This is a genomic window from Limnobacter sp., from assembly GCF_046297615.1.
Lineage (GTDB): Bacteria > Pseudomonadota > Gammaproteobacteria > Burkholderiales > Burkholderiaceae_B > Limnobacter.
This window is the reverse complement of the sequence record NZ_JBKBHM010000005.1, coordinates 26,566-52,015: the sequence shown is the minus strand read 5'-3', so window position 1 is coordinate 52,015 and position 25,450 is coordinate 26,566. Positions and strand designations below refer to the sequence as shown.

Genomic DNA, 25,450 nt, shown 5'->3' with positions numbered 1-25,450 from the left:
CTGACGGGCTTACTCGGCCACGTCCAGCGCAGGCAGGTAGTCGGCGTCGGGCACACCAATCCAGCGCCCGGTGTAGGTGGCGACGGGCCACAGAACAAGCGGTGTGAGCAGTAATTTGCCGTAGAACACCAGCCACAGGCCTTCGTAGGCATCGAACATGGCAGCCTTGGTTGCTTTCACCACCCAGGTGAAGGGCAGGTAAGGGTGCAGCCATTGAAACACCTCGCCAGACAACTGAATGGGCACAATCGCGCCCGAGGACGACAGTTGAAGGATGAGAAACAGCACGGCAATCACTTTGCCGGTGTCGCCCAGCCAGCGAACCAAGGCCATCACGATGCTCACAAAAATAATGGATGAGGTCACCAGCGTGATGGTCAACTGGAAGGGATGCGACACGGTGACCCCCAGCACCAGCGAGATGGTCAGAATCATGATGGTGACTTGCCCCAACACAATGCCCGAGGGAATGAGCATCTTGCCCACGGCCTTGCCCCATGGGCTGCGTCCATGAACCGACAGCGGCACCTTGCGGTAATGAAACAGGAAAGCGGTCATGACCGCGCCCACCCAGAGGGACAGGGGAATGAAGTTGGCCCCAAAGGCTGTGCCGTTGTTGGCCACCGGTGCTGCAACTTCCACGCGGGTGTTGACTGTGGCGGAAAAGCCTTCCGCGTCGATGTGCGGTACATCCAGCTTGGCTGGAATTGAATTGTCCAGTTGTTGCAGACCTTGGGCCAGCGCTTGCGAACCCGCTTCCAGTTTGACCAAGCCTTCGGCCAATTGCTTGCTGCCTTGGTCCAGTTGAGTCAGCCCGCCTGACAATTGCCCGGTCCCTTCACGCATGCGGTTCATGCCCGTGTCGAATTGTTGCAAGCGCTGCTCGGGGGGCATTTTGTCATGCATCAGGTGTATGCCTGCACCCAGCTTTTGCATGCCGTCGCTGAGCCGCACCACGCCGTTTTTCAGTTGCTCGCTGCCCTCACGCAGCCGTGCGCTGCCTTGGGCGGCTGCGTGCAGGCCATCACCCAGTTTCACCGCACCGTCTTCAATTTTTCCGGCGCCTTCGGACACCTGCCCGCCCCAAATGGGAATTTTTGCCGAACGGGTTTTCAGCTCGCGCACACCATCGGTCAATTGGCCTGCGCCTTGGTCAAGCCGGTTCAGGCCCTCGTTCAGTTGTTGCTGGCCCTGGGCCAGGCTGATTGCGCCTTGTTTGAGCGCGTTCAGGTCTTCGTCGGCGGGCAATTTCTCAACCATGGTGCCCAAACCCTGCCGCACCTGACGGAACCCTTGGGTCAGTTGCTGCCCACCGTCGCTCAATTGAACTGCACCGTTGCTGATTTGTTGACTGGCCGTGGCCGCCTTGTCCGCACCTTGGCTGATTTTCTGGGCACCGTTGCTCGCCCGAATCAAGCCTTCACTCAACTGATGCGCACCGGCATTCAGGCGTTGCACCCCGTCTTTGAGCAAGGCCACTTTGATTTCACTGTCGTGGGCAATGTCCGACACCTTGTCCCAGCGCCGGGCGTTGAGCAAGGCGTTCAGTTGGCGTGTCAGTTCAGGCGCAAACTTTTTGGCAATCGCTGCCCCGGTGTAGTTGTTGCCTTCGGAGGTGTACACCGTCAGTTGAGCCACGCCGCTGGCTTGTGCTTCGATCACTTTTTCGCTGAAGTCCGGAGGAATCAGCAGCGCAAAATCAAACTCCCCTTCACGTACTTTTCGACGGGCCTCTTCAGGGTCGTTCAGTGCGCTGAAGCCCAGTTTGCGTTCCGATTGCAGTTTGTCAGTCAAGGACCGGCCCACGTGAACATCTTCACCCTTGAACTGGGTGCCTTGGTCTTGGTTGACAATCACGACCGGCAGGTTTTTCGCATGGCCTTCCGGGTCCCACATGCTGGACACGTAAATGGTGGCGTAGATGGCCGGAATGAACAGAACCCCAAAGACCGACAACCGGAGTTTTCGGAACCGGGTCAGCAGGGCATAGTCACTTTTGAATACGGCGATGATGTCTTGAAGCAGCTTCATGTGCAGGGCTGTCTTGGTATGGGTTGGTCACGCTGCAGTGTTGCAGGGCTTGCCCATTGTGCATCAGCTTTCAGTGTTCCGGGCAATGTCACCGCATGATTGGATGGCGTGTTCGGTGAGTAGCCGCCTGAACGGGGGTTGGAGCCATGCGCTTTGGTGTATGCGTAATCGCTGATATAGTGGTGGTTCTGTTGCATCCTCTGGCCGAGCACCACCATGACTGATCTCACCCGCTCTTCACCTTACCCGTCGGCCCGTTGGATGTGCTGGCTGGTGCTGGTTGCGGGCCTGTGCCTGATGGGGGCCGCACAGGCGCGATCCATTGAAGCCAAGCCCATGCCCTACGAGTTGCCCTCGTGGTTCAAATCCAGTTTTCTGGACATTCCCCAAGACGCCCGGGACGCTGGCCAAGCGGGCAAGCAGTTGATGATTTTTTTTCATCTGGAGGATTGCCCTTTCTGCGCCAACCTGCTGAAGGACAATTTCACCAGTGGGCCCAACAAGGCAGCCCTGCAAAAGCGCTTCGACGTGATTGCGATTAACGTGAGGGGCGACCTTCCCGTTCAGTGGCTTGATGGTCAGAGCCTTACCGAAAAAGAACTGGCTAAAAAACTGAATGTCTTCGCCACCCCCGTGGTGATGGTGATCAGCCCGCAGGGCAAGGTCACCAAAACCATCCAGGGGTACAAAGCCCCCGAGGCCTTTTTCAAGGCCCTGGGTTTGGGGCAGTGAATGCCTGTGGCTTAGTTCAAGGCGCTGTTGGGTACAACCGGAATCACCACCTTGGATGGATACTTGGCACTGTTGAGCACGGTGATGACACCCGCAGGCCCTTTCAGCAACTGAGGCACCGGCTGTAAACCCTGAGGCAGGTTGCTGGAGTTGATTGAAATCTGAAGCTGATGGCCTTTCGGAATCAGCGCGCTGGTCGGAAAGACCTCCACCGGCAGCAGCATGGGCTCGTTGATGTTGACCGGCAGAACCGCCTCCCGCGTGAAGGGGTGCCAAGGTTGAATACGCACGCCATTCATGAAGCGGGAACGGCTGTCGTCCACCGCACGGTGAGAAGCCGTCAAGAGGCCGTTGGTGAGTGCAGTGGCCTTGCGGGTGGAGGGGTCGTAGCTTGACACGCGCACAGACAACCCGGCTTCCAGTCCAGTGGTGGTGATCCACACATCCGCTTCGATCGGGCCGTTGATGTACAGGTCCTCGGTCTGCGGAGGGGTTCTGAATGTGGCGGAGGGAATCTGGTTGAACGTGTCTTCCGTGTTGCAAGGCAGCGGGATGAAACCCAGCGCGCCAGCCGTCCATTGGTTCAATGACAGGGAACACAGGCCAAACACCGGCAATTGTGCGACCGTGCTGGAGGCCTCGTCGCCCGAGGCTTTGGAGGGGCTCAGGCTTTTGTCCCCGCGCAGGAAATATTCCACTGCTTTGACTTGCGGGTGAGGCCAGTCTGTCGCAGTCACGTATTTTTCCAGGCCCTTCACATACTGAGTCACATTGGGTACCCGGTCTGCGCCCGAGGGCAAGCCCTTGAGGTATTGGTCGAACCACATCAACTGAATTTGCTGCATGGTCGGCACTCCATCGCGTGGTAGCCCATCGCTGGGCAACCCGGCTGATTCAATGTGCGTCCACGGGCCAATCAACAACTTCGTGCTGGTTTGGTCCTTCAGTTGTTCAAACCACATGGGCTCGCTGCGTTGGAACAGGTCGTGCAGCCCGCCCACGACGAAGGTGGGCACTTTGATTTTGCTGGCCTGCTCCAGGGGTGAGCGTGTTTTCCAGAAGGCGCTGTCATAGGCTGTCTCCGATTCGCCCAGCAAGGCTTTCAAAATGGTTGGCACCTGAAACTGCGTCACGCTGTTAAGCAGGTGAGACACCAGCACCTCCAGCCCCACGGCCGGGTTGGTTTGCAAGGCATCCACGGGGATGGCCCCCAGGCCAGTGACCAACGCCATCCACAAAGGAATGAAGGTGGGGTTGACCTGGCCCCCGGTGAACACAATGTCCCGATACCCATCACCAATGGGCACAATCGGGAACGCGGCTTTCACCGCCGGGTTGCCTTGCGCGGCAGTCAGAATGGCGGTAATGCCCAGGTACGACACCCCGTACACACCAATGTTGCCGTTGCTCCATGGTTGGGTGGCGGCCCAGTTCACCACTTGGTTGTAATCCGCTTGTTCCTTTTCGCCAAAGGCATCCCAAACCCCTTGCGAATTGCCTGTGCCTCGCACGTCCACCACAACCGTGGCGTAGCCGCGCTTGACCATGTAGGGGTCGGCACCGCCGATGGCTTGGGCAAATGCGCCAGCAGCCTTGTTGTAGGACGTTTGCACCAAAATAACCGGGAAGGTGCCCGCAGCAGCTTTGCCATCAGCCCCTGCTGGCAGCGTGACTGTGTAGGCCAAGCGTGTGCCATCGGCCATGGTGATGAAACCTTTGGGCAATTCCACCGTGTTCGGGTAGTCTTCATTTCGGCTGTAACTGACCCAGGCTTGAGACGCATCGCCCGTGACTGCGGGAACGGTGCCGGCTGGGCTGGTGCGTGTGCCCATCACGGCCGCCTTGCCTGTCTCCACCGAGGAGGGGGTGACCGCAGCGCCTGAGGCGCCTGCCGGGCTGTCTGAACTGTTGCAGCCCGAGGCCAGGAGGGCCAAGGCGCTCAGTGCCGCCAGCAGCGGTGCTCGCAAAGGGTAAAGTGTCATGGTGGTTGACCTTGAAAGGCAGTGTTGTTGTGATGTGCTTGTCTCCAGTCGCATGTTACTTGTCGGTATCAAGACGGGCAAGTGCCTGATTTAACTTACGTGTCTGACCTGTGCCCGCCGTTTAAACCATGCATCTGATTGATCACGGATTTCTGGATCACGAGGCCTCCCGGGCCGGTGCCCGCGAGCGCCACGCCCGAGGTGAGACAGTCCATACCCTTCAGGTGTGGTGGGCGCGACGCCCCCACAACGCCATGCGGGCCCTTTGCCTGGCTGCCTTGCTGGCCCGCGACGAACACCGTGTTACCGATGACTTGCTGCGCGAGGCGCTGGATGAGGCGGTGCCCTCACCCGAATTGCTGGCGCGTTGTCAGGCCTTGCTGCTGCTTCAATACGATGGCCAGCGGCCCAAGGTGTTGGACATGTTTTCCGGCAGTGGCACCTTACCGCTGGAGGCCGCGAACCTGGGTTGTGACACCACGGCGATTGATGTCAATGAACTCTCGGCTTTCATCCTTCGAGTGCATTTGGAGTGGGTGCCGAAGGTGGGGGTTGGCCCGTTGAAAGCCTTGGTGAAGCAAAGCGGCGAGCGGGTACTGGAGCGCTTGGCACAGGCCACCGACGCCTTGTTTCCCCTGCGCCACCGAATGACCGCCCCGAATGTGAGACAAGGCCCGGTCACCTACCTGTGGACCTATCAAACCCGATGCGATTGTGGCCACACCTACCACCTCAGCAAACGTCGCGAACTGAGCGTCAAGGCTGGCCGGTACACCCGCTTGGACCCGGTTCAGCAGCCCGATCGCCAAGGGTGGACCATTGCCCATGAAAAGCCTGCGCGCACTGCCCGAGTGTCCAAGTTCAAACCCTTCGTTTGCCCAGCCTGCGGCCTGGAACAGCCTAAGGCGGATGTTCGCCAGTGCACGGACACCGTGGTGGCGGTGGTGCGCAAACAGTTTCCACGGGGGAAATTGTTCGATGTCGCCCCTTTGGAGGCCGCCCCTTCCGAGGAGACCTTGCAGCAATTTGTGCACGCACGCCTGAAGGAAACAGGGCTTGCATTGCCGACCACCCCTTTGCCCGCCTGGACTGGTGTTGTAAACCTGCCCCGTTACGGGCTGACCCAACATGCCCAATGGCTGAACACCCGCCAGACGGCAGTCATGCTGTGCCTCATCCAGGCCCTGTCCCAAGAACATCAACAACTGCTCAAAGACCACGGGCTGGATGTGGCCCTGGCCGTGACTGGCGTGCTGTCCGGTTTGGTCGATCAGTTATTGGACTGGAATTGCCGTCTGTCCGTATGGATGCCCCAGAACGAGCAGGTGGGGCGGGCCTTGTGCGGGCCTGGGCTGCCCATGGTGTGGGATTACGCCGAGACTGACCCTGTGTTGCCCGGCCCCTCCAACCTGCACAGCAAACTGCGCCGCATCATCAAGGGTTTGGATGCTTTGGGCCAACAACAAGGCCCTGTGCATGTGGCCTGCGCTTCTGCCGAAAACTTGCCCTTGCCTGATCACTCGTTTGACGCCATCGTGACCGATCCGCCGTATTACGACAACTTGGTCTACAGCATGTTGGCCGACTGCATCTACGCCTGGAAAAGGCTGCTGCTGGGCCCCTTGGTGCCCGACCTGTTTGGCCCCGTGGCCACCGCAGGCGAAGGGGCGGGGGAGTTGGTGGCCTTTGCCCAGCGCCACGAAGGAAATGCCCGGCAGGCTCATGAGCACTACAGCCAACGACTGACCACGGCTTTGTGCGAAGCGGCGCGGGTGTTGAAGCCGGGAGCCCCTTTGGTCTGGGTGTATGCCCATGCGCAGGCGCGTGGGTGGGCTGCGTTGCTGACGGCATTCCGGCAATCACCGATGTGGCTGACCGGGGCACACGGTTTGGGTATTGAGCGCCGCTCTCGCCCCCGGGCTGTGCTGTCCGAGGCGGTCAACACCTGTGTGGCCTTTGTAGGGCGGGCCCAGCCCGGGCAACACCGGCCCGCCTTGAATTGGGGCCAAACGCAACAGGCCCTGCGTTCTGCCCAGGTTCAAACCAAAGCCACCCGGTTGCAGGCCTTGGGGTGGTCGCCCGCAGACGCAGCTTGGGTGTACTTTGCGCAGGGCATTGTGTTGTTGGCCAATCAGCAGGCCCATGGCGAGTTGGCTGACGAAGACTTGATCGGTTGGCTGGTCACCGAGGTTCAACGGCTTTTTCCTGAATTCTCCCTGGGTGTCCGTAAAATGCTGTAATCAACTTCAGTTGACAGCATTGTGAAACAATGTAACCTGTTCGGGGGGTGCGTTCACATCACGGGGAGTGAAGGTTTGAGGCGTTTGTTGGCCGTTATTGGGGTGATGGTGGTGCTGATGGGCCATGCTCAGGCTCGGCCGTTGCGCTTGGCTGTGTCTGCCTCACCCTTGACCTTACCCATCGTCGTGGCCCACGGCTTGGGGTATTTCCGCGACGAAGGCGTCGACGTGGAGTTGATCAACTGCCCGGATGGTTTGAGGTGCATGGACCTCTTGCTCAGCGGAAAAGCGGAGCTGGCCACTACAAGCGAGTTGCCAGTGATGTTCAACAGCATTTCCCGCAAGCCTTTTGTCGTCTTGACCACCTTTGTCACAGCCCAGCGTCACCAGCGCATTCTCATTCGCGCCGAGTCGAAGGGCGTGCCATCACTGGCGGGCAAACGCATTGGATACAGCCCGGAGTCATCAGGGCATTACTTCCTCGATCTGGTTCTCTTGTTTCAGGGCTTGGACAATTCGGATGTCCAGTTGGTGCCACTACGCCCGGAGCAAGCCTATGACATGATACGCAGCGGTGAAATTGATGCGATGGCCCTGTGGGATCCTTACATCGCCCGTATCCACAAGCAGTTGGGGCGAGAGGTCACTGAGTTGCCACTTCCAAACTTGTACACCACCACCTTTAATTTGCTGGCAAGCAAAACCATCGAGCCAGGTTCCAACGGTGCAGTCAGGGCTTTGTTGCGTGCCTTGGACCGCGCTTGCCAGCAGATCGAGCGTGATCCGGATTACGCCCGCAGTCTGATGTCGAAGCGCTATGGCCTGTCCCCCGACCTGGTCGCCCAATTGTTCCCGAACTACCGCTTCAGGCTCAGCATGAACCAGTCCCTCATCAGAACCATGTCCGATCAGGTTCGTTGGGCCAAACGAGAAGGCGTTGTGCCAGCGCTGGCCGTCGTGCCCGATTTCTACGAAGTCCTCGAAACCGCACCCCTTCGAGCGGTGAACCCCAAAGCGGTGAATGTGTCTCCACCATGAAGCCGCAGCAATTTCATCACACCGCGCTGGCCTTGGTGGCGTTGATGGTCACCCTGCTGGTGGCCGGTTTTCAAGAGTGGCGGGCTTACGGTCAGTTGCATGCTGAGCATCTGAATATAGAACGAATGCATGCCCTTGCTTCGCGTCTGAGTGGTGCTGTTCAGCAAAGCCAACAGGGGGCTGTTCAAACCGGAGCCGAGCAATGGCGCCGCAGTTTTGCAGAGCTTGGCGGGCTGATCGATGTGACTTTTTCCAGCGACAGCGTGGACGTCTCTCCCGAGGAAATTAAACAGTTGCTGGACGGCATTAGTGCGCTACATGTTGCGCTGATGACTCCCCCGGAGCGCGAAGTGTCCGAGACACTGAAGGCGCGCAGAGAGGCCCTGTTGATTGAGCGCCTGTTGGTTCAAACCCAATACTTGAGCGAACTCTTGAACCTGTCCATCCAGCAACTGGACCAGCGCAGGGAAGGGGTTATGACTCGGCACGTGGCGCTGCTGGTCTTTGGTTTGGGTTTGATGCTGTTGCTGTTGTTGCATTTGGTTTGGGCTTTGAGGCGATCGCCGTTGCCCACGGGGCCTGAGCGTTTGTCGGCCGCTGCCCGGGATGAACTGCGCGGCCAACTGTTGGCTGAGCGTGAGCGCGGCGATGCACTCGAGCAAAGCCTTCTGCAAAGCCGGCATTATCTGTATTTCATGGGCCATGAGGTTCGCAATCCCCTTCATGCCATCACAGGGCTGGTGCAACTGATTCTGGAGCTAAAGCCAGGTGGGCAGGTTCAAACCCTGTTGGGCGAGCTGCAGTCGACCTCCACGGATGCGTTGAATTTGGTCAACCAGATGCTGGACTTGGCCCGTTTGCAGGCCGACCGCATGCCCTTGAATAATTCGGACTGGTCGATTGAGTCGTTGTTGGACCACTTGTCGGCACCGGTGCATGGCCTTCTGGCCAAATCAAAGTGCACAGTCTTGTTTGAGGTGATGCCGGAAACACCCGTGACTTGGTCCGGTGATGAAGTCCGTATCCGGCAGGTTTTGTTGAATCTGATCGGTAATGCCATCAAATTCACTCCTGAGGGGCATGTGCTGGTCAAAGTGTCTGGCCACGATGGTGCCAAAGGGGAAGTGGGTCTCTTGTCCTTCGAAATTCAGGACACCGGCACAGGCATTGACACCGACACCATGGATCGTTTGTTCGGGCAGTTTCAGCAGGCTCGCGCCGGTCACGCGCAGCAGCATGTCGGTTCCGGCTTGGGGTTGAACCTGGTTCACGGGCTGGTTAAGTTGATGGGCGGGCAGGTGCTGGTCAACAGCACCCCAGGCATTGGCACCTGTGTCACGGTTGATTTGCCCCTGCGTGTGGCTCATGGCAATGCTTCTGAGCTTCAGACGGCAAGCCAGCCGGTGCCTTTGGTGTTTGTGTTGAGCAACGATGAATACGTTTTGCAGAGCATTCAACACACGGTGCGCTGGATGGGCATGACTGTGCATGGTCTTCGCGAGTTGCTCGATCTTCAAGCCGCCCTGAAATGGGCCACCAGCACTGAATCCAGGCCTGTGGTGGTGCTGGTGTTCGAGGGGGCTCAAGGCGGTGCGCAAGGAGTGAACCGTGAAGCCGCAGAATCCGTGGCGGCCCTGTGGCCCAAGGTGCCTTTTCTGTTCTTGCGTCAACCTGCTGATTGGGGCCAAGTGAGTGAGGGCGACTGTGCCCAGAGCCTCAGTCTTCCCCTCAGCCCGGCAGACTTGCGCATGGCGCTGCATCGCCCCAGCCCGGCACATTGTTCTGTACCAGTCGGCACTCAAGGTTGAATGGCCGCTGCCAGCGGTGCTATTGTGGGCGCTGTGTGGCTTAAGGCCACGAACTCTGGAAACCAGACATGAACCTGTTGATCATTTGGGTGTTGAATGCGTTGGCGCTGATGGCGGTGGCTTACCTGCTGCCCGGTGTGACTGTGGACGGTTTTTTGTCCGCCTTGTGGGCTGCCTTGGTGCTGGGTTTGGTGAACTCGGTGGTTAGACCTGTTCTGACGATTCTGACCCTGCCCCTCACCTTGTTGACCTTGGGCCTTTTCTACTTCGTGCTCAATGGCCTCATGTTCTATTGGGTCGGTTCGGTGTTGGATGGGTTCCGTGTGGATGGCTTTTGGTGGTCGGTGCTGGCAGCCCTGTTGTACTCGCTGTTTGCTACCGCACTGAGTTCCGTGTTTTTCAAACCCCGCGTCACCATCGAGCGTTTGTAATCAAGGGCCGCTCAAGCCTTCCCAAATCAGGTTGATGGCAAGCAGGGTCAGCAACCAGTCCAGCCCGACCTTGAACCAGTGCTCGGGCAGGCGGCCCAGCAGCTTGGCCCCAATCTGGTTGCCCAGCATGGTGGACAAGGTCAGCCCCAGCAACAAGTCCCAGTGCTCCCAAAGCGCCACATTCATGCTGGAAAAGGCGATCAGTTTCAGGCCGTGCTGAACCACCATGGCCATGGCGTGGGTGCCGACCACCGTCATGCGGTTCCACTGCTTGGGCAGAACACTCATCACCAAAGGCCCGGTGGCCCCCAACACCATACTCAGCCCGGTGGTCACCCCGCCTGAAGCCCAGGCCGCCCAAGACTGCAGTTTCAACCACGCTGGGCGCCAAGTGGCCACCAGGATGAACAGCCCCAAGGCCACCATACCCCATTGCTGAGGCACCCAAAATGCCACGGGGGTGATGAGGGCTGCACCCAGAATTCCCCCGATGGTGAAGGGTTTGATGTAGGCCCAATCGATGTGTTCGCGCTGAACCACCACACGGTTGATGTTGGACAGCACTTGTGCTGCGCCATGCAAGGGAATCAAAAGCTGGGGCGACACCCACTGCGCCAACAGCGCCAGCAGGATGACGCCGCCGCCGATGCCCATGGTGGCTGTGACGCTGCTGGTGAAAAAGGCCGCCAGACAGATAAGGACCAACAGGCTCATGGTCAGTCCGTCAGGGTTGCACGTCCAACACGCCGATGATGATGTCGGCATCGAGCAGTTCAAGCTCATACTCCCCGGCGATGGGCGTGGGGATTCGCACCTTGGTGCCTTGGCCTGCCGCCAGGTCGACTGTTTGGTCGATTCCATGCACATGCAACTGGTCGGCTTGGTCCGAGAACACGAGGAACTCCGCCATTCCCCCCGCTTTGGCTTGCAGGCGAACCGGTTCCCCGTTGAGCTGGCCACCACTGATCACGATGGAATTCAGCGATTCCGCTTGCCCGGTTGCGGGTGCAAGGGCTGCATCAGCCGCAGGTTTGAGCTGTAAAAAAACAAAAACCCCGGCAAGTGTTGCACTTGCCAGGGCCAGGTAAACGAGTGCTCGTTTGTTCATGGATTGATTTTGGTGCGCTTGGCCATGGTCCTTTCCCACATTTGAATATACACCTCAGCCGAGTTGTACAGGGCTTTCAAGGCCTCATTGCCGCCTTCTACGCGCACTTCTTCAACCCAGTCCGCCTTCAGGCCGTAATGGGCTTGGCCGTCTTTGTTGGCGTCGTAAACGCGTTCACCACTTCTTTGCGCATTGAATTTCAGCGCTGTGGCGTCGCTGTTCAACACGCCGGCCCAGTCCGATCCACTGAAGAGCGTGAACGGGTATTTGATTTGTGGCCGGTCTGCCTTGCGTGGGCCTGCCTGCGCGCCCAGGCCATTGGTGTCGGCGCCAAAGCCCATGGCGAAGTCGTACTTGGGGCTCTTGAGGGTTTTGATGACCTTCAGGTCCTCGGTCCAGCTTTGCGCGTTGCCTTGGTAAGGGTAAATGATGCCGCCTGCGGCGATGATGCGTCGTGCTTGTTCACGCGTAATGCCGCCGTGTGCACCGTGGGTGGACACCAGCGGGTACGCGGGCACCTGCCGCTCGGCCAGGTCGATCAGGTCACCTTTGATGGACAGTTCCAGATGGTCCACTTCGATGATGATGCCACGCTCCATCAGTCGCTTGAACGCATACTTGCCCAGTTCAGTCAGGCCGCGCTTGTTGCATTGGCGGCGGTTTTCTGCAGTGGGGTACACGGGCAGGCCCGGGTTGTTGGCAATCACGGCGGAAGTCAGTGGATCGTTGCCCAAGCCGGGCACCGACGTCATCACGGCACCCGGTTGACGCAGAATGTAGTCGGCGTAGTTGTTGTCTCCGCCCGGGCAGTCGTAAGTGGTCCAGAAGGCGCCTGTGTCCAGGAAGTTACCCAAATTCAGCACCGTGCCATCGAAAATGCCATTGCCACCAAAGGCATTGTCAAATTCATGGATGGGGAACATTTGCCGCACACCCAGGTTGAACAGGCGGTCCAGTTGCTTGTCAATTTCAGCTTGATTGCACTGGGCCTGGCCCACTTTCACGCTGCAGTTGAAGAGGTGGGAAATCTCAATGCCCAACACCACAGCCAGTTTGCCGTCATTGATGACCTGCCGCGCTTCAGCCGGGGTGGTTACGATGCGGAACCAGCCTTTGCCGGGGCCGCCTTCCTGCGCGTCGATGTAGCTTTCCAGTTCGCGGATGTACTTAACCTGCCCAACCGCACTTTCCATTTCATTGCAGTTCTGTGTGGGCTTGCCCTTGGTGGTGCGCACCAAATTACACAGGGTTTCGTTCTCAACCAGGTTGGTCACGAAAATGCGAAGGCCTGATTTGTAAGCCCGCTCCAGCCACTTGTAATACAGCCCTTCATGCGTGAGTGCGTCAAAGCCAGGCCAGCTCTTGAAGGTGGGCCAGCCTTGGGTGTCGTGGGTGGCTTGGGGTTGGCCTTTGAACAGGTTATCCACCAGGTCGCCCCGTCCGTTGGGGCCGTGGTTGGCTTCGCAATTGCCCAAGGCTTGGGTCACGCCAAACCGGTGGTGCGGCCAGCCATAGTGCGCTCCGCCCAAGAAAGTGGTTGCGGTGATGTGGTTGTGCACATCGGCAAACCCTTTGGCGGGTTGGTCAAGCCCTGCGCCTTTGAAGGTGCTGCCTTCGGTGTTGGTTGCAATTTCCGGAAACGCGGCACAGCCGGTGGTGGGCACCAGTTTGAACAGGGTGTCTGCGCTGGTTCCCGCCGCTTCGACCGAACCCAAGCCTTTGCTCAGGCCAATCAGGGCCAGCTTCATGCCGTTGCCTGTGTTGGTGAGTGAAAAGCCGCTGCGGCCCCGGTCATCTTCCTGCAGGGTCCATTCCACGGCGTCCGAGAAGGCGGCTGTGTTGGAGGCTGCGGTGCCTGCGCTGTTGCCTGTCAGTTGCAGCATTTGCTGGTTGGTGTTGTACACCATGTACTTGCCCAGGGCGGTGGGCTTGAGGTAGAAGGCGGCTGCCTTGCTGAGTTGGCTTTGGTCCACCGAGTACTGTCCGCCAGTGGTCATGGCCACATAGCTTTGGTTGCCCAGCGACTGAAGTGCAAAGCACTGGTTGGCCACGTTGAATGCTGTTTGGCGAACTTCAACCTCGGAGGGGGTGGTTGTCCCGCCGCCACTGCCGCTGCTGACAGTGTTGTTGTCGGAATTGCATGCTGCAAGGATGGCGCCCATGGCAAGCGCGCTCAGGCCGGTTCTCAGGAATTTCATGTCGTCCTCTGGTGTGGTGCTTGGGCTTTTCGCCTCTGGTGCATGACAGTGTTACCGACTGTCACATGCATCAGATTCGGCTTTTCGCCCCAGCGCCCCACAACCGACGACTTATGTCAGCTAGATGACTTATGGCCCCCCGGTTCAGGGCACCAACACCGTACTGCCCGTGGTTTGGCGGCTTTCCAGCGCAGCGTGGGCCAGGGCCGCGTCGGCCAGTGCGTAGCGCTGGTTGATGTGCACCTGAACCTGTCCGCTGCCCACGGCTGCAAACAGTTCGTCGGCACTGGCCTGAAGCATGTCCCGCTGGGCGGTGAATGTGGCCAGGGTAGGGCGGGTCAGCATCAGCGAGCCGCGTTGGGCCAGCCAAGCCAAGGGCACCGGGTCCACCGCGCCACTGGCGTTGCCAAAGCTCACCATCAAACCACAAGGCCGCAGGCAGTCCAGCGACTGCACAAAGGTGTCTTTGCCCACCCCGTCGTACACCACTGGCACGCCTTGGCCGTCAGTCAAGGACCGCACCCGGGCGACAATGTCGTCCTGCCCGGCAATCAACACCGTTTCACAGCCGTTGGCCAGCGCCAGTGCCGCTTTGTCGGGTGTGGACACCGTGCCGATGACTTTCGCGCCCAAGGCCTTGGCCCACTGGCAGGCAATCAAGCCCACCCCGCCCGCTGCGGCGTGAAACAGCACCGTGTCCCCAGCTTGCACGCGGTAAACGCGCCTGAGCAGGTATTGCGCCGTCAGCCCCTTGAGCATGATGGCCGCTGCGGTGTCGAACCCGATGTGGTCGGGCAGCTTCACCAACACACCCGCGGGCAAGTTACGCCGGGTACTGTATGCCCCCACGGGCCCCGAGGCGTAGGCCACCCGGTCACCGGGTTTCACACCGTCCACCCCCTCGCCAACAGCCAGCACCACACCCGATGCTTCATTGCCCAAGCCGCTGGGCAGCGGCAGTGGGTACAGCCCGGTTCGCCAATACACTTCAATGAAGTTCAGCCCAATCGCTTTGTGTTCAATCTGCACCTCCCCCGGCCCGGGCGCGGGAAGGTCCAGCGTATCCAGCTTCAACACCTCTGGGCCCCCATGGGCGTGAATCCGAATGGTTTGGGTGGTGGTGTTCATGGTCATTATTCCGAAAATCGTTGGATGGGTTGGTGAAGTGAAGAACTACGCGGCGGGGCGTTTGAAACTGAGCAGGGCCACGCCGGCCAACACCAGCCCGGTGCCAGTGGCATGCCACACCGTGAAGGGCTCGTTCAGCGCCACGGTGCCCAGCAAAATAGTGGCGATGGGGCCAACCATGCCCATCTGCGACACCCGTTGGGCACCGATCAGGCTGATCGCAGTCATCACCGCAAACACCGGCACAAAGGTGCACAGCAGTGCGTTAACGACTGACCACCCCCACACCGGGGCGGGCTGGTTCCAGATGACTGAGAAGGGCTGCTGCACCGCAGTTTGCAACAACACCGCAGCAGTGGACACCAACATGGCCAGGGCGGTAACGCGAATGGTGCCCAGGCGTTTGAGCAGTTCTTCCCCCACCATCAGGTAGCTGGCGTAACACACCGCCGACAGGAACACCAGAAACACGCCCAAGGTGGTGTTTGCGCCGGTCAATACTGTTTCATGCCCGTACACCACCAGCAAACCGGCATAACTCAATGCCATGCACGCCAGTTGCCAGCGGGCGGGCCATTGGCGCTTGCGCAGGCAAGTCATGATCAACACCAAAGACGGGTAGGTGAAGAGAATCAAGCGTTCCAAGCCAGCAGTGATGTACTGCAAACCCATGAAGTCGAACAGGCTGGCCAGGTAATACCCCAACAGGCCTGCCAAGGCGATCAGACCGATGTCACGCTGGCTGAGGTTCCAGGGTTCCCGGCTGCGCACACTGACGACCACCAACGCGCCCAGAAACAGTGGCCACGACAGCAACATGCGCATGGCCAACAAAGTGGATGCATCCACGCCATGCCGGTACGCCAGTTTAACCACCACAGCCTTGGCAGAGAAACAGACCGCACCGAGCAGGGCCAGTGCAAGGCCCCAGGCGTGTGGCGCACGCTGGAGCATCGCGCGGGTTTGGCTCATGCGGGCCTTACAGGCGTTTAATCAGGCTGGAAGTATCCCAGCGCCCGCCACCCATGGCCTGCACTTCGGCGTAGAACTGGTCTACCAAGGCGGTCACCGGCAACTGCGCACCATTTCGACGGGCTTCTTCCAGCACCAGCGAGAAGTCTTTGCGCATCCAGTCCACTGCAAACCCGAAATTGAATTCATCCTTGACCATGGTGCGGCCCCGGTTTTCCATTTGCCAGCTTTGTGCCGCGCCTTTGCTGATCACATCCAGCGCCTTGTTCACGTCCAGCCCGGCGTGCATGCCAAATTTCAGGGCCTCGGCCAAAGCCTGTACCAAGCCACCAATACAGATCTGGTTCATCATTTTGGTGAGCTGGCCGCAGCCCGATTCGCCCATCAGCGTGACGGCCTTGGCAAAGTGGGTGATGACCGGTTTGGCTTTTTCGAAATCGGCTTCGTCCCCGCCGCACATCACGGTGAGCTGCCCGTTCTGGGCCCCCGCCTGCCCGCCGGACACGGGTGCGTCGATGAAACCGAAGCCCGAGTTGCGCGCCTGTTCATGCAGTTCACGCGCAATCCGCGCACTGGCGGTGGTGTGGTCCACAAACACCGCGCCGGGCTCCATGGCGTGAAATGCTCCGTCCAGCCCGGTGCACACCTGTCGCAGGTCATCGTCATTGCCCACGCAGGCGAAGACCAGGTCTTGGCCTTCGGCGGCCTTCACCGGTGTGGGGGCAGAGGCGCCACCATAATCGGCAACCCATTGTTGCGCCGTGGCGGCCGTGCGGTTGTACACCGTCACTCTGTGGCCGGCTTTGGCCAAATGCCCCGCCATGGGATAACCCATGACCCCCAAACCCAAAAATGCAATATTCAAACTCATGCTTGGCCAGCCTTGTGAAGGGATGGAAAGTGAAACACAGGTTCCACTGTAGCCCAAGCGGTGATGCAGCGCGCTTCTAGAAATCCCTAGGTGCGCGCCCAGGGCAACCGTTAGCCCCGTTCTACAGTCACCTGGCTGATCTGCAACACAGGGCGAATGTTCGTGTAATTGGGCAAATCCGCCATGATGGTCGCTGCGTGCGGGGCAAAAGCGGCCTGAAATGTGTCTATCGAGTCACAAAACAAATGGCACATGGCCACGTAGGTGGCTGCCTCGCCGGGCGCGCCGCCGGCCAGCCCCCGGTCAACGGTGTAATACAACAAAGCGCTGCCCATTTTGCTTTTCACCAAGGGCATGTGGTGGTCGCGGTAGTACTCGTGGTTGAACTGGCCCCCGGCTTGGTTTGGGTACATCACACTGACTTTAATCATCTCTCTGTCCGTCCTCTGAAGTGGGTACTTGTGGTGGGGCCAGTGTATGCCAGAATTGCGGCTGATCTACAGGCATTGAACAGGGCATAGGGGTTGCGCATGGAATGGTTTGCACACCGGGGTTCGGGCAAAGGCCCCTTGGAAAACACGCTGGAGGCTTTTGAAGAGGCCCGGCTGGCTGGGTTTGACCGGGTTGAATTCGACGTGCAAGTCAGTGCCGATGGTGTGCCCTTCATTCATCACGACTGGGTGTTGGGGCGCTGTATTCAACGCCTTCCCCCGGAATGGTCGAATGGCGGCCCTGCGTCAACCGTGTTGTTCAATCAACTCACCTCGGCGCAAATTGAGCAATGCCGAGTGGGCGAGCGCAAAGTGCCCAGGCTGGCCGAGGTGTTGAATTGGTGCGTGCAACATGCCGTGCGGGCCAACATTGAATTGAAGGCCCAAAACCCGCAGGATGCCCGGCGCGTGGGCGATGCTGTGGCCAGTGCGGTGCTGGACTTGCCGGGTGCCTCGCGCGCCCTGGCCTTGTCCATGTGGGTGTTTTCCAGCTTTTACCACGCCAGCCTGTTGCCTCTTCAAAGCCGCCTGAACTCGCCCCGCTTGGCCCTGCTGTATGAACAACTGCCGGATGACTGGGCGGTGCACGCCCAGGCCCTCGGTGTGGAAGCAGTACACCTGCACTGGTCGGGGGCTGATGCTGTGGCTGTTCGGCGTTTACACACCGCAGGGCTGGGCGTCAGGGTGTACACCGTCAACGAGCCTGAACAGGCTGCACAGTTGCAAGCCCTCGGTGTACAAGGGATTTTCACCGATCGAATGGACTTGCCCGGACACCCTTTTTGACCGCCGCCCCTTATAATTGCGGGCTAATCCTTCCATTTGCAGGTTTGCCACCGATGAAAGCCGCAGAAATTCGCGACAAATTCCTGAACTTCTTTGCCTCCAAGGGCCACACCATTGTGCCCTCCAGTTCGCTGGTTCCGGGCAATGACCCCACGCTGCTGTTCACCAACAGCGGCATGGTTCAGTTCAAGGATGTCTTCACCGGCAAGGACAAGCGGCCCTACACCCGCGCAACCTCCAGCCAGCGTTCCGTGCGCGCGGGTGGTAAACACAACGACCTGGAAAACGTCGGCTACACAGCCCGCCACCACACCTTCTTTGAAATGCTGGGCAACTTCAGCTTTGGCGATTACTTCAAGGAAAACGCGATTCAGTACGCTTGGGAACTGCTGACCAGCGTTTACAAGCTGCCAGCCGAGCGCCTGTATGTCACGGTCTACCACGAGGACGACGAGGCCTACACCATCTGGAACAAACAGGTGGGGGTGCCGGCCGAGCGCATCATCCGCATTGGCGACAATAAGGGTGCCCGTTACGCGTCCGACAACTTCTGGCAAATGGCAGACACAGGCCCCTGTGGCCCCTGCACCGAAATTTTCTATGACCACGGTCCCGATGTGTGGGGCGGCCCACCCGGAAGCCCCGAGGAAGACGGTGACCGCTACATCGAAGTGTGGAACCTGGTGTTCATGCAGTTTGAACGCACCGCCGATGGCGTGCTGCACCCCCTGCCCAAGCCCTGTGTGGACACAGGCATGGGCCTGGAGCGTATCGCCGCCGTGCTTCAGCATGTGCACAGCAATTACGAGATTGACCTGTTCCAGGCGCTCATTCATGCTGCCGCCCGTGAAGTGAATGCTCAGGGCAATGCGGTGGATACCGCCAACAACAGCCTGAAAGTGATTGCCGATCACATTCGCGCCTGTTCGTTCCTGGTGGTCGATGGTGTGATTCCCGGCAATGAAGGACGCGGCTACGTACTGCGCCGTATTGTGCGCAGGGCCATTCGCCATGGCTACAAGCTGGGTTGTCGCAAGCCATTCTTCAATGCGCTGGTGCCTGAACTGGTCGCGCAAATGGGCGAGGCCTATCCTGAGCTGGCCAAAGCCGCTGCGCAGGTGCAAAGCATTTTGAAGGCCGAAGAAGAGCGTTTCTTTGAGACCATCGAAAATGGCATGAGCATTCTGGACACCGCATTGGCAGCATTGCCCAAGGGTGGTGTGCTTGATGGCGACACCGCCTTCAAGCTGCACGACACTTACGGCTTCCCGCTCGACTTAACCGCCGATGTGTGCCGCGAACGTGAGATGAGTGTGGACGAGGCGGCTTTTGATGCCGCCATGGACAAACAAAAACAGCAGGCGCGCGCGGCTGGCAAGTTCAAGATGGACGCCGACCTGGCCTACAGCGGCGTGGCCACCGAATTCAAGGGCTACGACCAACTGGATGTGGCCCAAGCCACTGTCACTGCCATTTATGTGAATGGCACCTCGGTGAACAGCATAGAAGCGGGCCAGCAAGGCGTGATCGTGCTGGACCAAACCCCCTTCTACGCCGAAAGCGGTGGGCAGGTGGGTGACGTGGGCGAGCTCACCAGCGGAGCCTCTTGCCTGAACCTGTTCCGTGTCGATGACACGCAAAAAATTCAGGCCACCGTGTTTGGTCACCACGGGGAATTGGTCTCTGGTGGTTTGGCGGTGGGTGACAAAGTCGGTGCCCGTGTGGATGCTGACCGCCGTGCCCGCACCATTCGCAACCACAGCGCGACCCACCTCATGCACAAAGCCCTGCGCGAAGTGCTGGGCGAGCATGTCAGCCAGAAGGGCTCGTTGGTGGACGCCGATAAAACCCGTTTCGACTTCGCCCACCACAGCGCCATGACAGCCGAGCAAATTGCCGCTGTTGAGCGGATTGTGAATGCAGAAATTCTGGCCAATGTGCCCACCTCAGCCCGTGTGATGGACATCGACAGCGCCAAGGCCGCCGGCGCCATGATGTTGTTTGGCGAGAAATACGGCGACACTGTTCGTGTGCTGGACATTGGTTCTTCCCGTGAATTGTGCGGTGGCACCCACGTGGCCCGCACCGGGGACATCGGCCTGTTCAAAATCACGGCTGAATCGGGTGTGGCCGCAGGCATACGTCGTGTGGAAGCCACCACCGGCTTTGGTGCCATGGAGTTTGCCCAAGCTGCGCAAGCCCAGGTGGACGCCATTGCACAAAGCCTGCGTGTACCGGCTGCCGAGGCCACTGCAAAAATCAGCCAGATCATCGATCAGGTCAAAGGCCTGGAAAAAGAACTGGACCGCTTGAAAAGCAAGTTGGCCGCCTCGCAAGGCGACGACCTCGCCAGCCAGGCCGTGGACGTGGCTGGCATCAAGGTGCTGGCTGCCAAACTGGATGGCGCAGATGTGAAACAACTGCGCGAAACTGCCGACAAATTGCGCGACAAACTGGGCAACGCGGCCTTGGTGCTGGCCACTGTGGCTGAAGGCAAAGTCAGCCTGATTGCCTCGGTCAGCCCAGAGGCCACGGCCAAAGTGAAGGCGGGCGATTTGGTGAATTTCGTCGCCCAACAGGTGGGCGGGAAGGGCGGTGGCCGCCCTGACATGGCCCAAGCCGGTGGTACCCAACCAGACAACCTGCCTGCCGCATTGGCCGGTGTGGTGGACTGGGTCAAGTCCAAAGCCTGAACAGGCTCAAAGGGTGAGCCTGTGAGTACGCTGCAATATCGCTTTTGCCCGCAATGCGCAGCCCCTTTGGTGCCCAAGCACCTTGGGGACGCTGACCGAATGGCCTGCGAGGCTGCAGGCTGCGGCTTCGTGCAGTGGGGCAACCCGGTGCCGGTGGTGGCGGCTTTGGTGGAGTACCAAGGGAAAATTCTGCTGGCCCGCAACGTGGCCTGGCCCCCGCAGTTTTACGCGCTCATCACCGGCTTTCTTGAAAAAAACGAAACCCCACTGGAGGGGGCAATCCGTGAACTCAAGGAAGAAACCAATCTGGACGCTGTTCAAAGCAGCCTGATTGGCGTGTACCCCTTTGCCCGCAAGAATGAAGTCATCATGGCTTATCACATTCAGGCCGAGGGCGAGGTCACGCTTTCTGAGGAACTGGTGGACTACAAGCTGGTGGAGCCTGCCCGCTTGCGTCCGTGGCGCATGGGCACAGGCTTGGCCATGGCCGACTGGATGCAGGCCCGTGGCCTGCCGTTTGAGTGGCTGGAATTCTGAGCACAATCACAGGAGCAAACAGGATGAACATTGATCGAGAAGTGGACGCCAGTGGACTCAACTGCCCCCTGCCTATCCTCAGAACCAAAAAAGCCTTGGCGGACATGCAAAGCGGCCAAGTCCTCAAAGTGATTGCCACCGACCCGGGCGCAGTCAGGGATTTTGCCCTGTTTGCCAAACAGACCGGCAACGAGTTGTTGGAGCAGCAAGAGCAGTCGGGTTCGTTCATTTTCATGCTCAAGCGCCGCTGAGGCCAGTGCGTCCATGAGCGTGCGCTTGACGCAGTGGCCGCTGCCCAAGTGCTGGGTGCTGGACGCCAACATACTCTTTTCCCCTTGGTGCCGGGTCTGGGTTCAAACCCTGGCCCACCATGCCGGTGCAACACTGGCGTGGACTTCTGTCATCGAAGAAGAGTGCTACCGCAACTTGGTGCGCTTGGGACGCTTGCACGCAGACGATGCTCAGGCCGAGCGCTTAAGCCTAGCCTCCCGATGTTCAGCGCAAGTGCTGCCCCCCGAACGTGTTGAGCCTTACAAGGCGGACGTTCGGGCTGTCGATGACAAAGACCGACACGTGGCGGCCGCTGCGTTGTCGCTCAAGCACGCTCGTGCTGAACCGGTGGCTTTGCTCACCTGGAACATTCGAGACTTTCCAAAACGGCCGTTGGCCAAGTTGGGCGTGTTGCGTTTCAGCCCCGATGAATTGCCGGGAGAGCTGGGCTTGGAAGGCAGTTTGTTGATGCAACTGCTTGATCGCAGTGCAAAAAACCTTCAAGCCGAATTACTGGCTTACCCCCATGCCAACCCCACCGATTACCAAGCCCAAGCCCGGCCACTGCCCCATTCAAGTGAGGAATGGGCTGCGTTTCTGCAGCGCAACAGATTACACCTGACTGCAAAATGCGCAGGAATTCGCATACTGTAAACAATGGTTAAACAGCCTGGTGGTTAACCCAAAAGTGGTAGGCCAAGCGAAACAGAGCGGCGTAGCATTTGCCCAACTGTCTACAACAAAAAAACAGAGTTCACTGTTTTAGTCAAAGTCATGTTGAGAATTGTGTACACCTCTGTGCAAGCAGTGCCCTTCGGCCCTGAGGACTTGGAGTCTCTGCTGGCCCGTGCTTCGGTGTTGAATGAGTCGGTGGGGGTGACTGGCATTTTGCTGGTGAGTCAGCGGGAGTTCCTGCAATGCATTGAGGGGCCGGCTGAGGCCGTTCGGCAGGTGTACCGCCGCATTCAGGCCGACCCTCGCCACACGGACCTTCAAATTCTGTCCAGTGGCCCTATTCGGCGCCGCCAATTCGATCGCTGGAGTATGGTGGGCCTCATGGTGCCCCCGCAACAAGAAGGGGTGCATTCCGCGTTCAGCTTGCTGGACCACCGGCTGGACCGCCCTTGGCGAACACTGGGCAAGGCCGCGCTGGAACTGATTCAGGAGTATGCCCACATCAAGCTGGCCGTGGAGGCCCAACCCTGAACGGGTGGGCCTTCAATGCGGCTCAACCCAGTTTGGACATCTGGTTTTCCAGCTTCTCCAGCAACGCAGAAAACTCGGCCAAACGGCCTTTTTCCTGATCCACCACGGCGGCAGGGGCCCGGTCTACAAAAGAGGCATTGCCCAGTTTCGCATTGCACTTGGCAATTTCGCCACCGATTCGTTCGATCTCTTTGCCCAAGCGCTTGCGCTCGGCCTCCACATCAATTTCCACATGCAGCATCAGTTTCAGAGAACCGACGATTTGCACGGGCGCGGGCGAACCTGTGGGCAAGGCAGACACCACTTGCACTTCGCTCAGCTTGCCCAGCGCAGCCAGCACCGGGGCTACGGTGGTGAGGAATGCCTGACTGCCTGCGTCCCCTTCATGGCTTGCAAACAGCGGCACTTTATCGGCGGGGCTTAGGCCCATTTCGCCACGCAAGGCGCGAATGGCGTCCACCGTGGCTTTCAGTTGGGCCACATGGGCTTCGGCCTGTTCGTCAATGCGTGAGGGCACGCTGACCGGGTAGGCCTGGGTCATCAGGCTGGCTTGTTCGTCCGCGCCTTTACGGCCTGCCACCACACTGACGGTTTGCCACAGCTCTTCAGTGATGAAGGGAATGATGGGGTGGGCCAGGCGCAGAATGGTTTCCAACACACGAACCAGCGTACGCCGGGTGGCGCGCTGCTGGCTTTCTGTACCTGTGGCAATCTGCACCTTGGCAATTTCCAAGTACCAGTCGCAGTATTCATCCCACACAAACTGGTAGATGTGCTGCGCAATCAGGTCGAAACGGAAGGTCTCGAAGCCCTGTGCAATGTCGGCTTCCACCCGTTGCAACTGGCTGACAATCCAGCGGTCGGCTTGGGAAAAGTCCAGGTAACCGCCGGGTGCGCAGGCTTTGCCTTCGTGTTCACCCAAGCCACAGTCTTGCCCTTCGGTGTTCATCAGCACAAAGCGGGTGGCGTTCCACAGTTTGTTGCAGAAATTGCGGTAACCGTCGCAACGCTTCTGGTCGAAATTGATGTTGCGGCCCAAGGTCGCCAGGCTGGCGAAGGTGAAACGCAGGGCATCGGTGCCGTAGGCGGGGATGCCGTTGGGGAACTCGGTGCGGGTGCGTTTTTCAATCTTGGGTGCGTCTTTGGGTTTGCTCAGGCCGGTGGTGCGCTTCTGCACCAAGGTGTCCAGGCTACAGCCGTCGATCAAGTCCACTGGGTCCAGCGTGTTGCCCACGGATTTGCTCATTTTCTTGCCTTCAGCGTCCCGTACCAAGCCATGTACATAGACGGTGTTGAAAGGCACTTGCCCGGTGAAGTGGGTGGTCATCATGATCATCCGGGCGACCCAGAAGAAAATGATGTCAAAGCCGGTCACCAGCACGGATGAGGGCAGGAAGTGTTTCAGCTCGGGCGTTTGCTCGGGCCAACCCAGGGTGGAAAAGGGCACCAAAGCGGAGGAGAACCAGGTGTCCAGCACATCGTCGTCACGGGTCAAGGCGCCGGTGTAGCCATCTGCGGCCGCTTTGCTGCGGGCTTCTTCCTCGGTGCGGGCCACATACACCCGGCCAGTGTCGCTGTACCACGCAGGAATTTGGTGGCCCCACCACAGTTGGCGGGAAATGCACCAGTCCTGAATGTTGTTCAGCCACTGGTTGTAGGTGTTCACCCATTGTTCCGGCACAAACTTCACTTGGCCGCTGGCCACCACATCAATCGCTTTTTGGGTGATGCTTTTGCCTGTTTCATCCCCTTCGGCCACTTTGCTCATGGCCACAAACCACTGGTCGGTCAGCATGGGTTCAATCACCACGCCGGTGCGGTCGCCTTTGGGCACCATCAGTTTGTGGGGCTTGATGCCTGCCAGCAGGCCTTGTGCCTCCAAGTCGGCCACAATGCGTTTGCGGGCTTCGAAACGGTCAAGGCCCACGTAAGCAGTGGGCGCGTTCTCGTTGATGGCCGCATCCAGCGTCAGAATGTTGATCTGTGGCAGGTTGTGGCGCTGGCCCACGGCGTAGTCGTTGAAGTCATGGGCAGGGGTTACTTTCACCACGCCAGTGCCGAATTCCTTGTCCACGTATTCGTCGGCAATAATCGGCAGTTCACGGTTGCACAGTGGCAGCACCACCTGTTTGCCGATCAGGTGTTTGTAGCGCTCGTCTTCGGGGTGCACCATCACCGCCACGTCGCCCAGCATGGTTTCCGGGCGGGTGGTGGCCACGGTGAGGTGGGTCAGTCCACCCACGGGGTCAGCCTCCACCAGTGGATACTTCAATTCCCAAAGTGAGCCGTCTTGTTCGACGCTTTCCACTTCAAGGTCAGACACGGCAGTTTTCAGCACAGGGTCCCAGTTCACCAAGCGTTTACCGCGGTAAATCAGGCCTTGCTCGAACAGGCGGACAAACACCTCGGTCACCGCCCGAGAGCATTTCTCGTCCATGGTGAAGTACTCGCGCGCCCAATCCACACTGGCGCCCATGCGGCGCATTTGCTGGGTGATTTTGCTGCCTGATTCCTGCTTCCATTCCCAGACTTTATTCACAAAGGCCGTGCGCCCCAAGTCGTGACGGGTCACGTTTTGGGCGGCCAATTGGCGTTCCACCACAATTTGGGTGGCAATCCCGGCGTGGTCAGTGCCGGGCAGCCACAAGGTGTTGTGACCCAGCATGCGGTGGTAGCGCGTTAACCCGTCCATGATGGTCTGGTTGAACGCGTGGCCCATGTGCAGGGTACCGGTGACGTTGGGTGGGGGCAGTTGAATACAAAAGTCGGGTTTGCCGTCAATCGTGGTGGCCTTGGCATGCCCCTGTGCCTCCCAAGAGGGGCCCCAGAGGGATTCAATCGCGGCGGGGTCAAAACTTTTGGCAAGCGTCATGGCAGTTCACGGTGGGTTCAGGCAAAAACAGAGCGAAATTATACCCTTGGCCAGCG

The 25,450-nt window shown here is 59.2% G+C and carries 21 protein-coding genes; 11 read left to right on the top strand and 10 right to left on the bottom strand.

From position 1 onward, the window contains the following. Positions 1-9 precede the first annotated feature (9 nt). Positions 10-2,031 (bottom strand): YhgE/Pip family protein, encoded by a 2,022-nt coding sequence (locus ACK4FF_RS11000; protein WP_409708875.1) that lies wholly within the window; start codon positions 2,029-2,031, stop codon positions 10-12. Positions 2,032-2,247: 216 nt separating this feature from the next. On the opposite strand from ACK4FF_RS11000, the gene ACK4FF_RS10995 reads away from it, so the two are divergent. Continuing rightward, positions 2,248-2,763 carry a thioredoxin family protein gene (locus ACK4FF_RS10995; protein ID WP_409708872.1) on the top strand — a complete coding sequence of 172 codons (516 nt, stop codon included), beginning with the start codon at positions 2,248-2,250 and terminating at the stop codon, positions 2,761-2,763. Between the two features lie 11 nt (positions 2,764-2,774). On the opposite strand, the gene ACK4FF_RS10990 is transcribed toward ACK4FF_RS10995, so the two are convergent. After that, a complete protein-coding gene (locus ACK4FF_RS10990; protein WP_409708869.1) occupies positions 2,775-4,745 on the bottom strand; it encodes a CocE/NonD family hydrolase in 1,971 nt (656 codons plus the stop codon). Between the two features lie 128 nt (positions 4,746-4,873). Here ACK4FF_RS10990 and ACK4FF_RS10985 point away from each other — a divergent pair, with 128 nt between their 5' ends. From ACK4FF_RS10985 to ACK4FF_RS10970, 4 genes are all read left to right on the top strand, one after another. After that, positions 4,874-6,985 (top strand): DUF1156 domain-containing protein, encoded by a 2,112-nt coding sequence (locus ACK4FF_RS10985; RefSeq protein ID WP_409708866.1) that lies wholly within the window; start codon positions 4,874-4,876, stop codon positions 6,983-6,985. A 75-nt stretch (positions 6,986-7,060) separates the two neighbouring features. After that, entirely contained in the window at positions 7,061-8,023 is a 963-nt protein-coding gene (locus tag ACK4FF_RS10980; RefSeq protein WP_409708863.1) for an ABC transporter substrate-binding protein, read from the top strand. Beyond that, positions 8,020-9,831 carry an ATP-binding protein gene (locus tag ACK4FF_RS10975; RefSeq protein WP_409708860.1) on the top strand — a complete coding sequence of 604 codons (1,812 nt, stop codon included), beginning with the start codon at positions 8,020-8,022 and terminating at the stop codon, positions 9,829-9,831. The genes ACK4FF_RS10980 and ACK4FF_RS10975 overlap by 4 nt, the downstream gene beginning before the upstream one ends. Positions 9,832-9,899: 68 nt before the next feature. Further along, the gene (locus ACK4FF_RS10970; RefSeq protein ID WP_409708857.1) at positions 9,900-10,262 is read left to right on the top strand and encodes a phage holin family protein; all 363 of its coding nucleotides are present in this window, start codon (positions 9,900-9,902) and stop codon (positions 10,260-10,262) included. Here ACK4FF_RS10970 and ACK4FF_RS10965 read toward each other — a convergent pair whose 3' ends face one another. From ACK4FF_RS10965 to ACK4FF_RS10935, 7 genes are all read right to left on the bottom strand, one after another. Beyond that, entirely contained in the window at positions 10,263-10,976 is a 714-nt protein-coding gene (locus ACK4FF_RS10965; RefSeq protein ID WP_409708854.1) for a sulfite exporter TauE/SafE family protein, read from the bottom strand. 10 nt (positions 10,977-10,986) lie between these two features. Then, positions 10,987-11,370 carry a hypothetical protein gene (locus ACK4FF_RS10960; protein WP_409708851.1) on the bottom strand — a complete coding sequence of 128 codons (384 nt, stop codon included), beginning with the start codon at positions 11,368-11,370 and terminating at the stop codon, positions 10,987-10,989. Further along, positions 11,367-13,568: a peptidase M19 gene (locus ACK4FF_RS10955; RefSeq protein WP_409708848.1), complete on the bottom strand. Its 2,202-nt coding sequence runs from the start codon at positions 13,566-13,568 to the stop codon at positions 11,367-11,369. Before ACK4FF_RS10955 ends, ACK4FF_RS10960 begins: the two co-directional genes overlap by 4 nt. A gap of 144 nt (positions 13,569-13,712) precedes the next feature. Next, positions 13,713-14,696, bottom strand: a complete 984-nt coding sequence (locus ACK4FF_RS10950) for a quinone oxidoreductase family protein (protein ID WP_409708845.1) — start codon at positions 14,694-14,696, stop codon at positions 13,713-13,715. Between the two features lie 45 nt (positions 14,697-14,741). Continuing rightward, complete coding sequence (locus tag ACK4FF_RS10945; protein WP_409708842.1) at positions 14,742-15,668, bottom strand: DMT family transporter; 927 nt, start codon at positions 15,666-15,668, stop codon at positions 14,742-14,744. Between the two features lie 7 nt (positions 15,669-15,675). After that, positions 15,676-16,539: an NAD(P)-dependent oxidoreductase gene (locus tag ACK4FF_RS10940; protein WP_409708839.1), complete on the bottom strand. Its 864-nt coding sequence runs from the start codon at positions 16,537-16,539 to the stop codon at positions 15,676-15,678. Between the two features lie 110 nt (positions 16,540-16,649). After that, positions 16,650-16,970: an EthD family reductase gene (locus ACK4FF_RS10935; protein WP_409708836.1), complete on the bottom strand. Its 321-nt coding sequence runs from the start codon at positions 16,968-16,970 to the stop codon at positions 16,650-16,652. 99 nt (positions 16,971-17,069) lie between these two features. Here ACK4FF_RS10935 and ACK4FF_RS10930 point away from each other — a divergent pair, with 99 nt between their 5' ends. The 6 genes from ACK4FF_RS10930 (at position 17,070) to ACK4FF_RS10905 (ending at position 22,522) form a co-directional block, all read left to right on the top strand. Continuing rightward, positions 17,070-17,816 (top strand): glycerophosphodiester phosphodiesterase, encoded by a 747-nt coding sequence (locus ACK4FF_RS10930; protein ID WP_409708833.1) that lies wholly within the window; start codon positions 17,070-17,072, stop codon positions 17,814-17,816. A gap of 53 nt (positions 17,817-17,869) precedes the next feature. Then, a complete protein-coding gene (gene alaS, locus ACK4FF_RS10925) occupies positions 17,870-20,509 on the top strand; it encodes an alanine--tRNA ligase (RefSeq protein ID WP_409708830.1) in 2,640 nt (879 codons plus the stop codon). Positions 20,510-20,530: 21 nt separating this feature from the next. Then, complete coding sequence (locus ACK4FF_RS10920) at positions 20,531-21,046, top strand: NUDIX domain-containing protein (RefSeq protein WP_409708827.1); 516 nt, start codon at positions 20,531-20,533, stop codon at positions 21,044-21,046. A 23-nt stretch (positions 21,047-21,069) separates the two neighbouring features. After that, positions 21,070-21,297: a sulfurtransferase TusA family protein gene (locus tag ACK4FF_RS10915; protein ID WP_409708824.1), complete on the top strand. Its 228-nt coding sequence runs from the start codon at positions 21,070-21,072 to the stop codon at positions 21,295-21,297. A 13-nt stretch (positions 21,298-21,310) separates the two neighbouring features. Next, complete coding sequence (locus ACK4FF_RS10910; protein ID WP_409708821.1) at positions 21,311-21,970, top strand: hypothetical protein; 660 nt, start codon at positions 21,311-21,313, stop codon at positions 21,968-21,970. A 120-nt stretch (positions 21,971-22,090) separates the two neighbouring features. Then, positions 22,091-22,522: a BLUF domain-containing protein gene (locus tag ACK4FF_RS10905; protein ID WP_409708818.1), complete on the top strand. Its 432-nt coding sequence runs from the start codon at positions 22,091-22,093 to the stop codon at positions 22,520-22,522. A 22-nt stretch (positions 22,523-22,544) separates the two neighbouring features. Here ACK4FF_RS10905 and ACK4FF_RS10900 read toward each other — a convergent pair whose 3' ends face one another. Continuing rightward, positions 22,545-25,394 (bottom strand): valine--tRNA ligase, encoded by a 2,850-nt coding sequence (locus ACK4FF_RS10900; RefSeq protein ID WP_409708815.1) that lies wholly within the window; start codon positions 25,392-25,394, stop codon positions 22,545-22,547. Positions 25,395-25,450 lie beyond the last annotated feature (56 nt).

Excerpts from the sequence above, each read along its gene's own strand:
- ACK4FF_RS11000 (WP_409708875.1), bottom strand. The coding sequence starts at position 2,031 with ATGAAGCTGCTTCAAGACATCATCGCCGTATTCAAAAGTGACTATGCC.
- ACK4FF_RS10995 (WP_409708872.1), top strand. The coding sequence starts at position 2,248 with ATGACTGATCTCACCCGCTCTTCACCTTACCCGTCGGCCCGTTGGATG.
- ACK4FF_RS10990 (WP_409708869.1), bottom strand. The coding sequence starts at position 4,745 with ATGACACTTTACCCTTTGCGAGCACCGCTGCTGGCGGCACTGAGCGCC.
- ACK4FF_RS10985 (WP_409708866.1), top strand. The coding sequence starts at position 4,874 with ATGCATCTGATTGATCACGGATTTCTGGATCACGAGGCCTCCCGGGCC.
- ACK4FF_RS10975 (WP_409708860.1), top strand. The coding sequence starts at position 8,020 with ATGAAGCCGCAGCAATTTCATCACACCGCGCTGGCCTTGGTGGCGTTG.
- ACK4FF_RS10970 (WP_409708857.1), top strand. The coding sequence starts at position 9,900 with ATGAACCTGTTGATCATTTGGGTGTTGAATGCGTTGGCGCTGATGGCG.
- ACK4FF_RS10965 (WP_409708854.1), bottom strand. The coding sequence starts at position 10,976 with ATGAGCCTGTTGGTCCTTATCTGTCTGGCGGCCTTTTTCACCAGCAGC.
- ACK4FF_RS10960 (WP_409708851.1), bottom strand. The coding sequence starts at position 11,370 with ATGAACAAACGAGCACTCGTTTACCTGGCCCTGGCAAGTGCAACACTT.
- ACK4FF_RS10955 (WP_409708848.1), bottom strand. The coding sequence starts at position 13,568 with ATGAAATTCCTGAGAACCGGCCTGAGCGCGCTTGCCATGGGCGCCATC.
- ACK4FF_RS10950 (WP_409708845.1), bottom strand. The coding sequence starts at position 14,696 with ATGAACACCACCACCCAAACCATTCGGATTCACGCCCATGGGGGCCCA.
- ACK4FF_RS10945 (WP_409708842.1), bottom strand. The coding sequence starts at position 15,668 with ATGAGCCAAACCCGCGCGATGCTCCAGCGTGCGCCACACGCCTGGGGC.
- ACK4FF_RS10940 (WP_409708839.1), bottom strand. The coding sequence starts at position 16,539 with ATGAGTTTGAATATTGCATTTTTGGGTTTGGGGGTCATGGGTTATCCC.
- ACK4FF_RS10935 (WP_409708836.1), bottom strand. The coding sequence starts at position 16,970 with ATGATTAAAGTCAGTGTGATGTACCCAAACCAAGCCGGGGGCCAGTTC.
- ACK4FF_RS10930 (WP_409708833.1), top strand. The coding sequence starts at position 17,070 with ATGGAATGGTTTGCACACCGGGGTTCGGGCAAAGGCCCCTTGGAAAAC.
- alaS (WP_409708830.1), top strand. The coding sequence starts at position 17,870 with ATGAAAGCCGCAGAAATTCGCGACAAATTCCTGAACTTCTTTGCCTCC.
- ACK4FF_RS10915 (WP_409708824.1), top strand. The coding sequence starts at position 21,070 with ATGAACATTGATCGAGAAGTGGACGCCAGTGGACTCAACTGCCCCCTG.
- ACK4FF_RS10910 (WP_409708821.1), top strand. The coding sequence starts at position 21,311 with ATGAGCGTGCGCTTGACGCAGTGGCCGCTGCCCAAGTGCTGGGTGCTG.
- ACK4FF_RS10905 (WP_409708818.1), top strand. The coding sequence starts at position 22,091 with ATGTTGAGAATTGTGTACACCTCTGTGCAAGCAGTGCCCTTCGGCCCT.
- ACK4FF_RS10900 (WP_409708815.1), bottom strand. The coding sequence starts at position 25,394 with ATGACGCTTGCCAAAAGTTTTGACCCCGCCGCGATTGAATCCCTCTGG.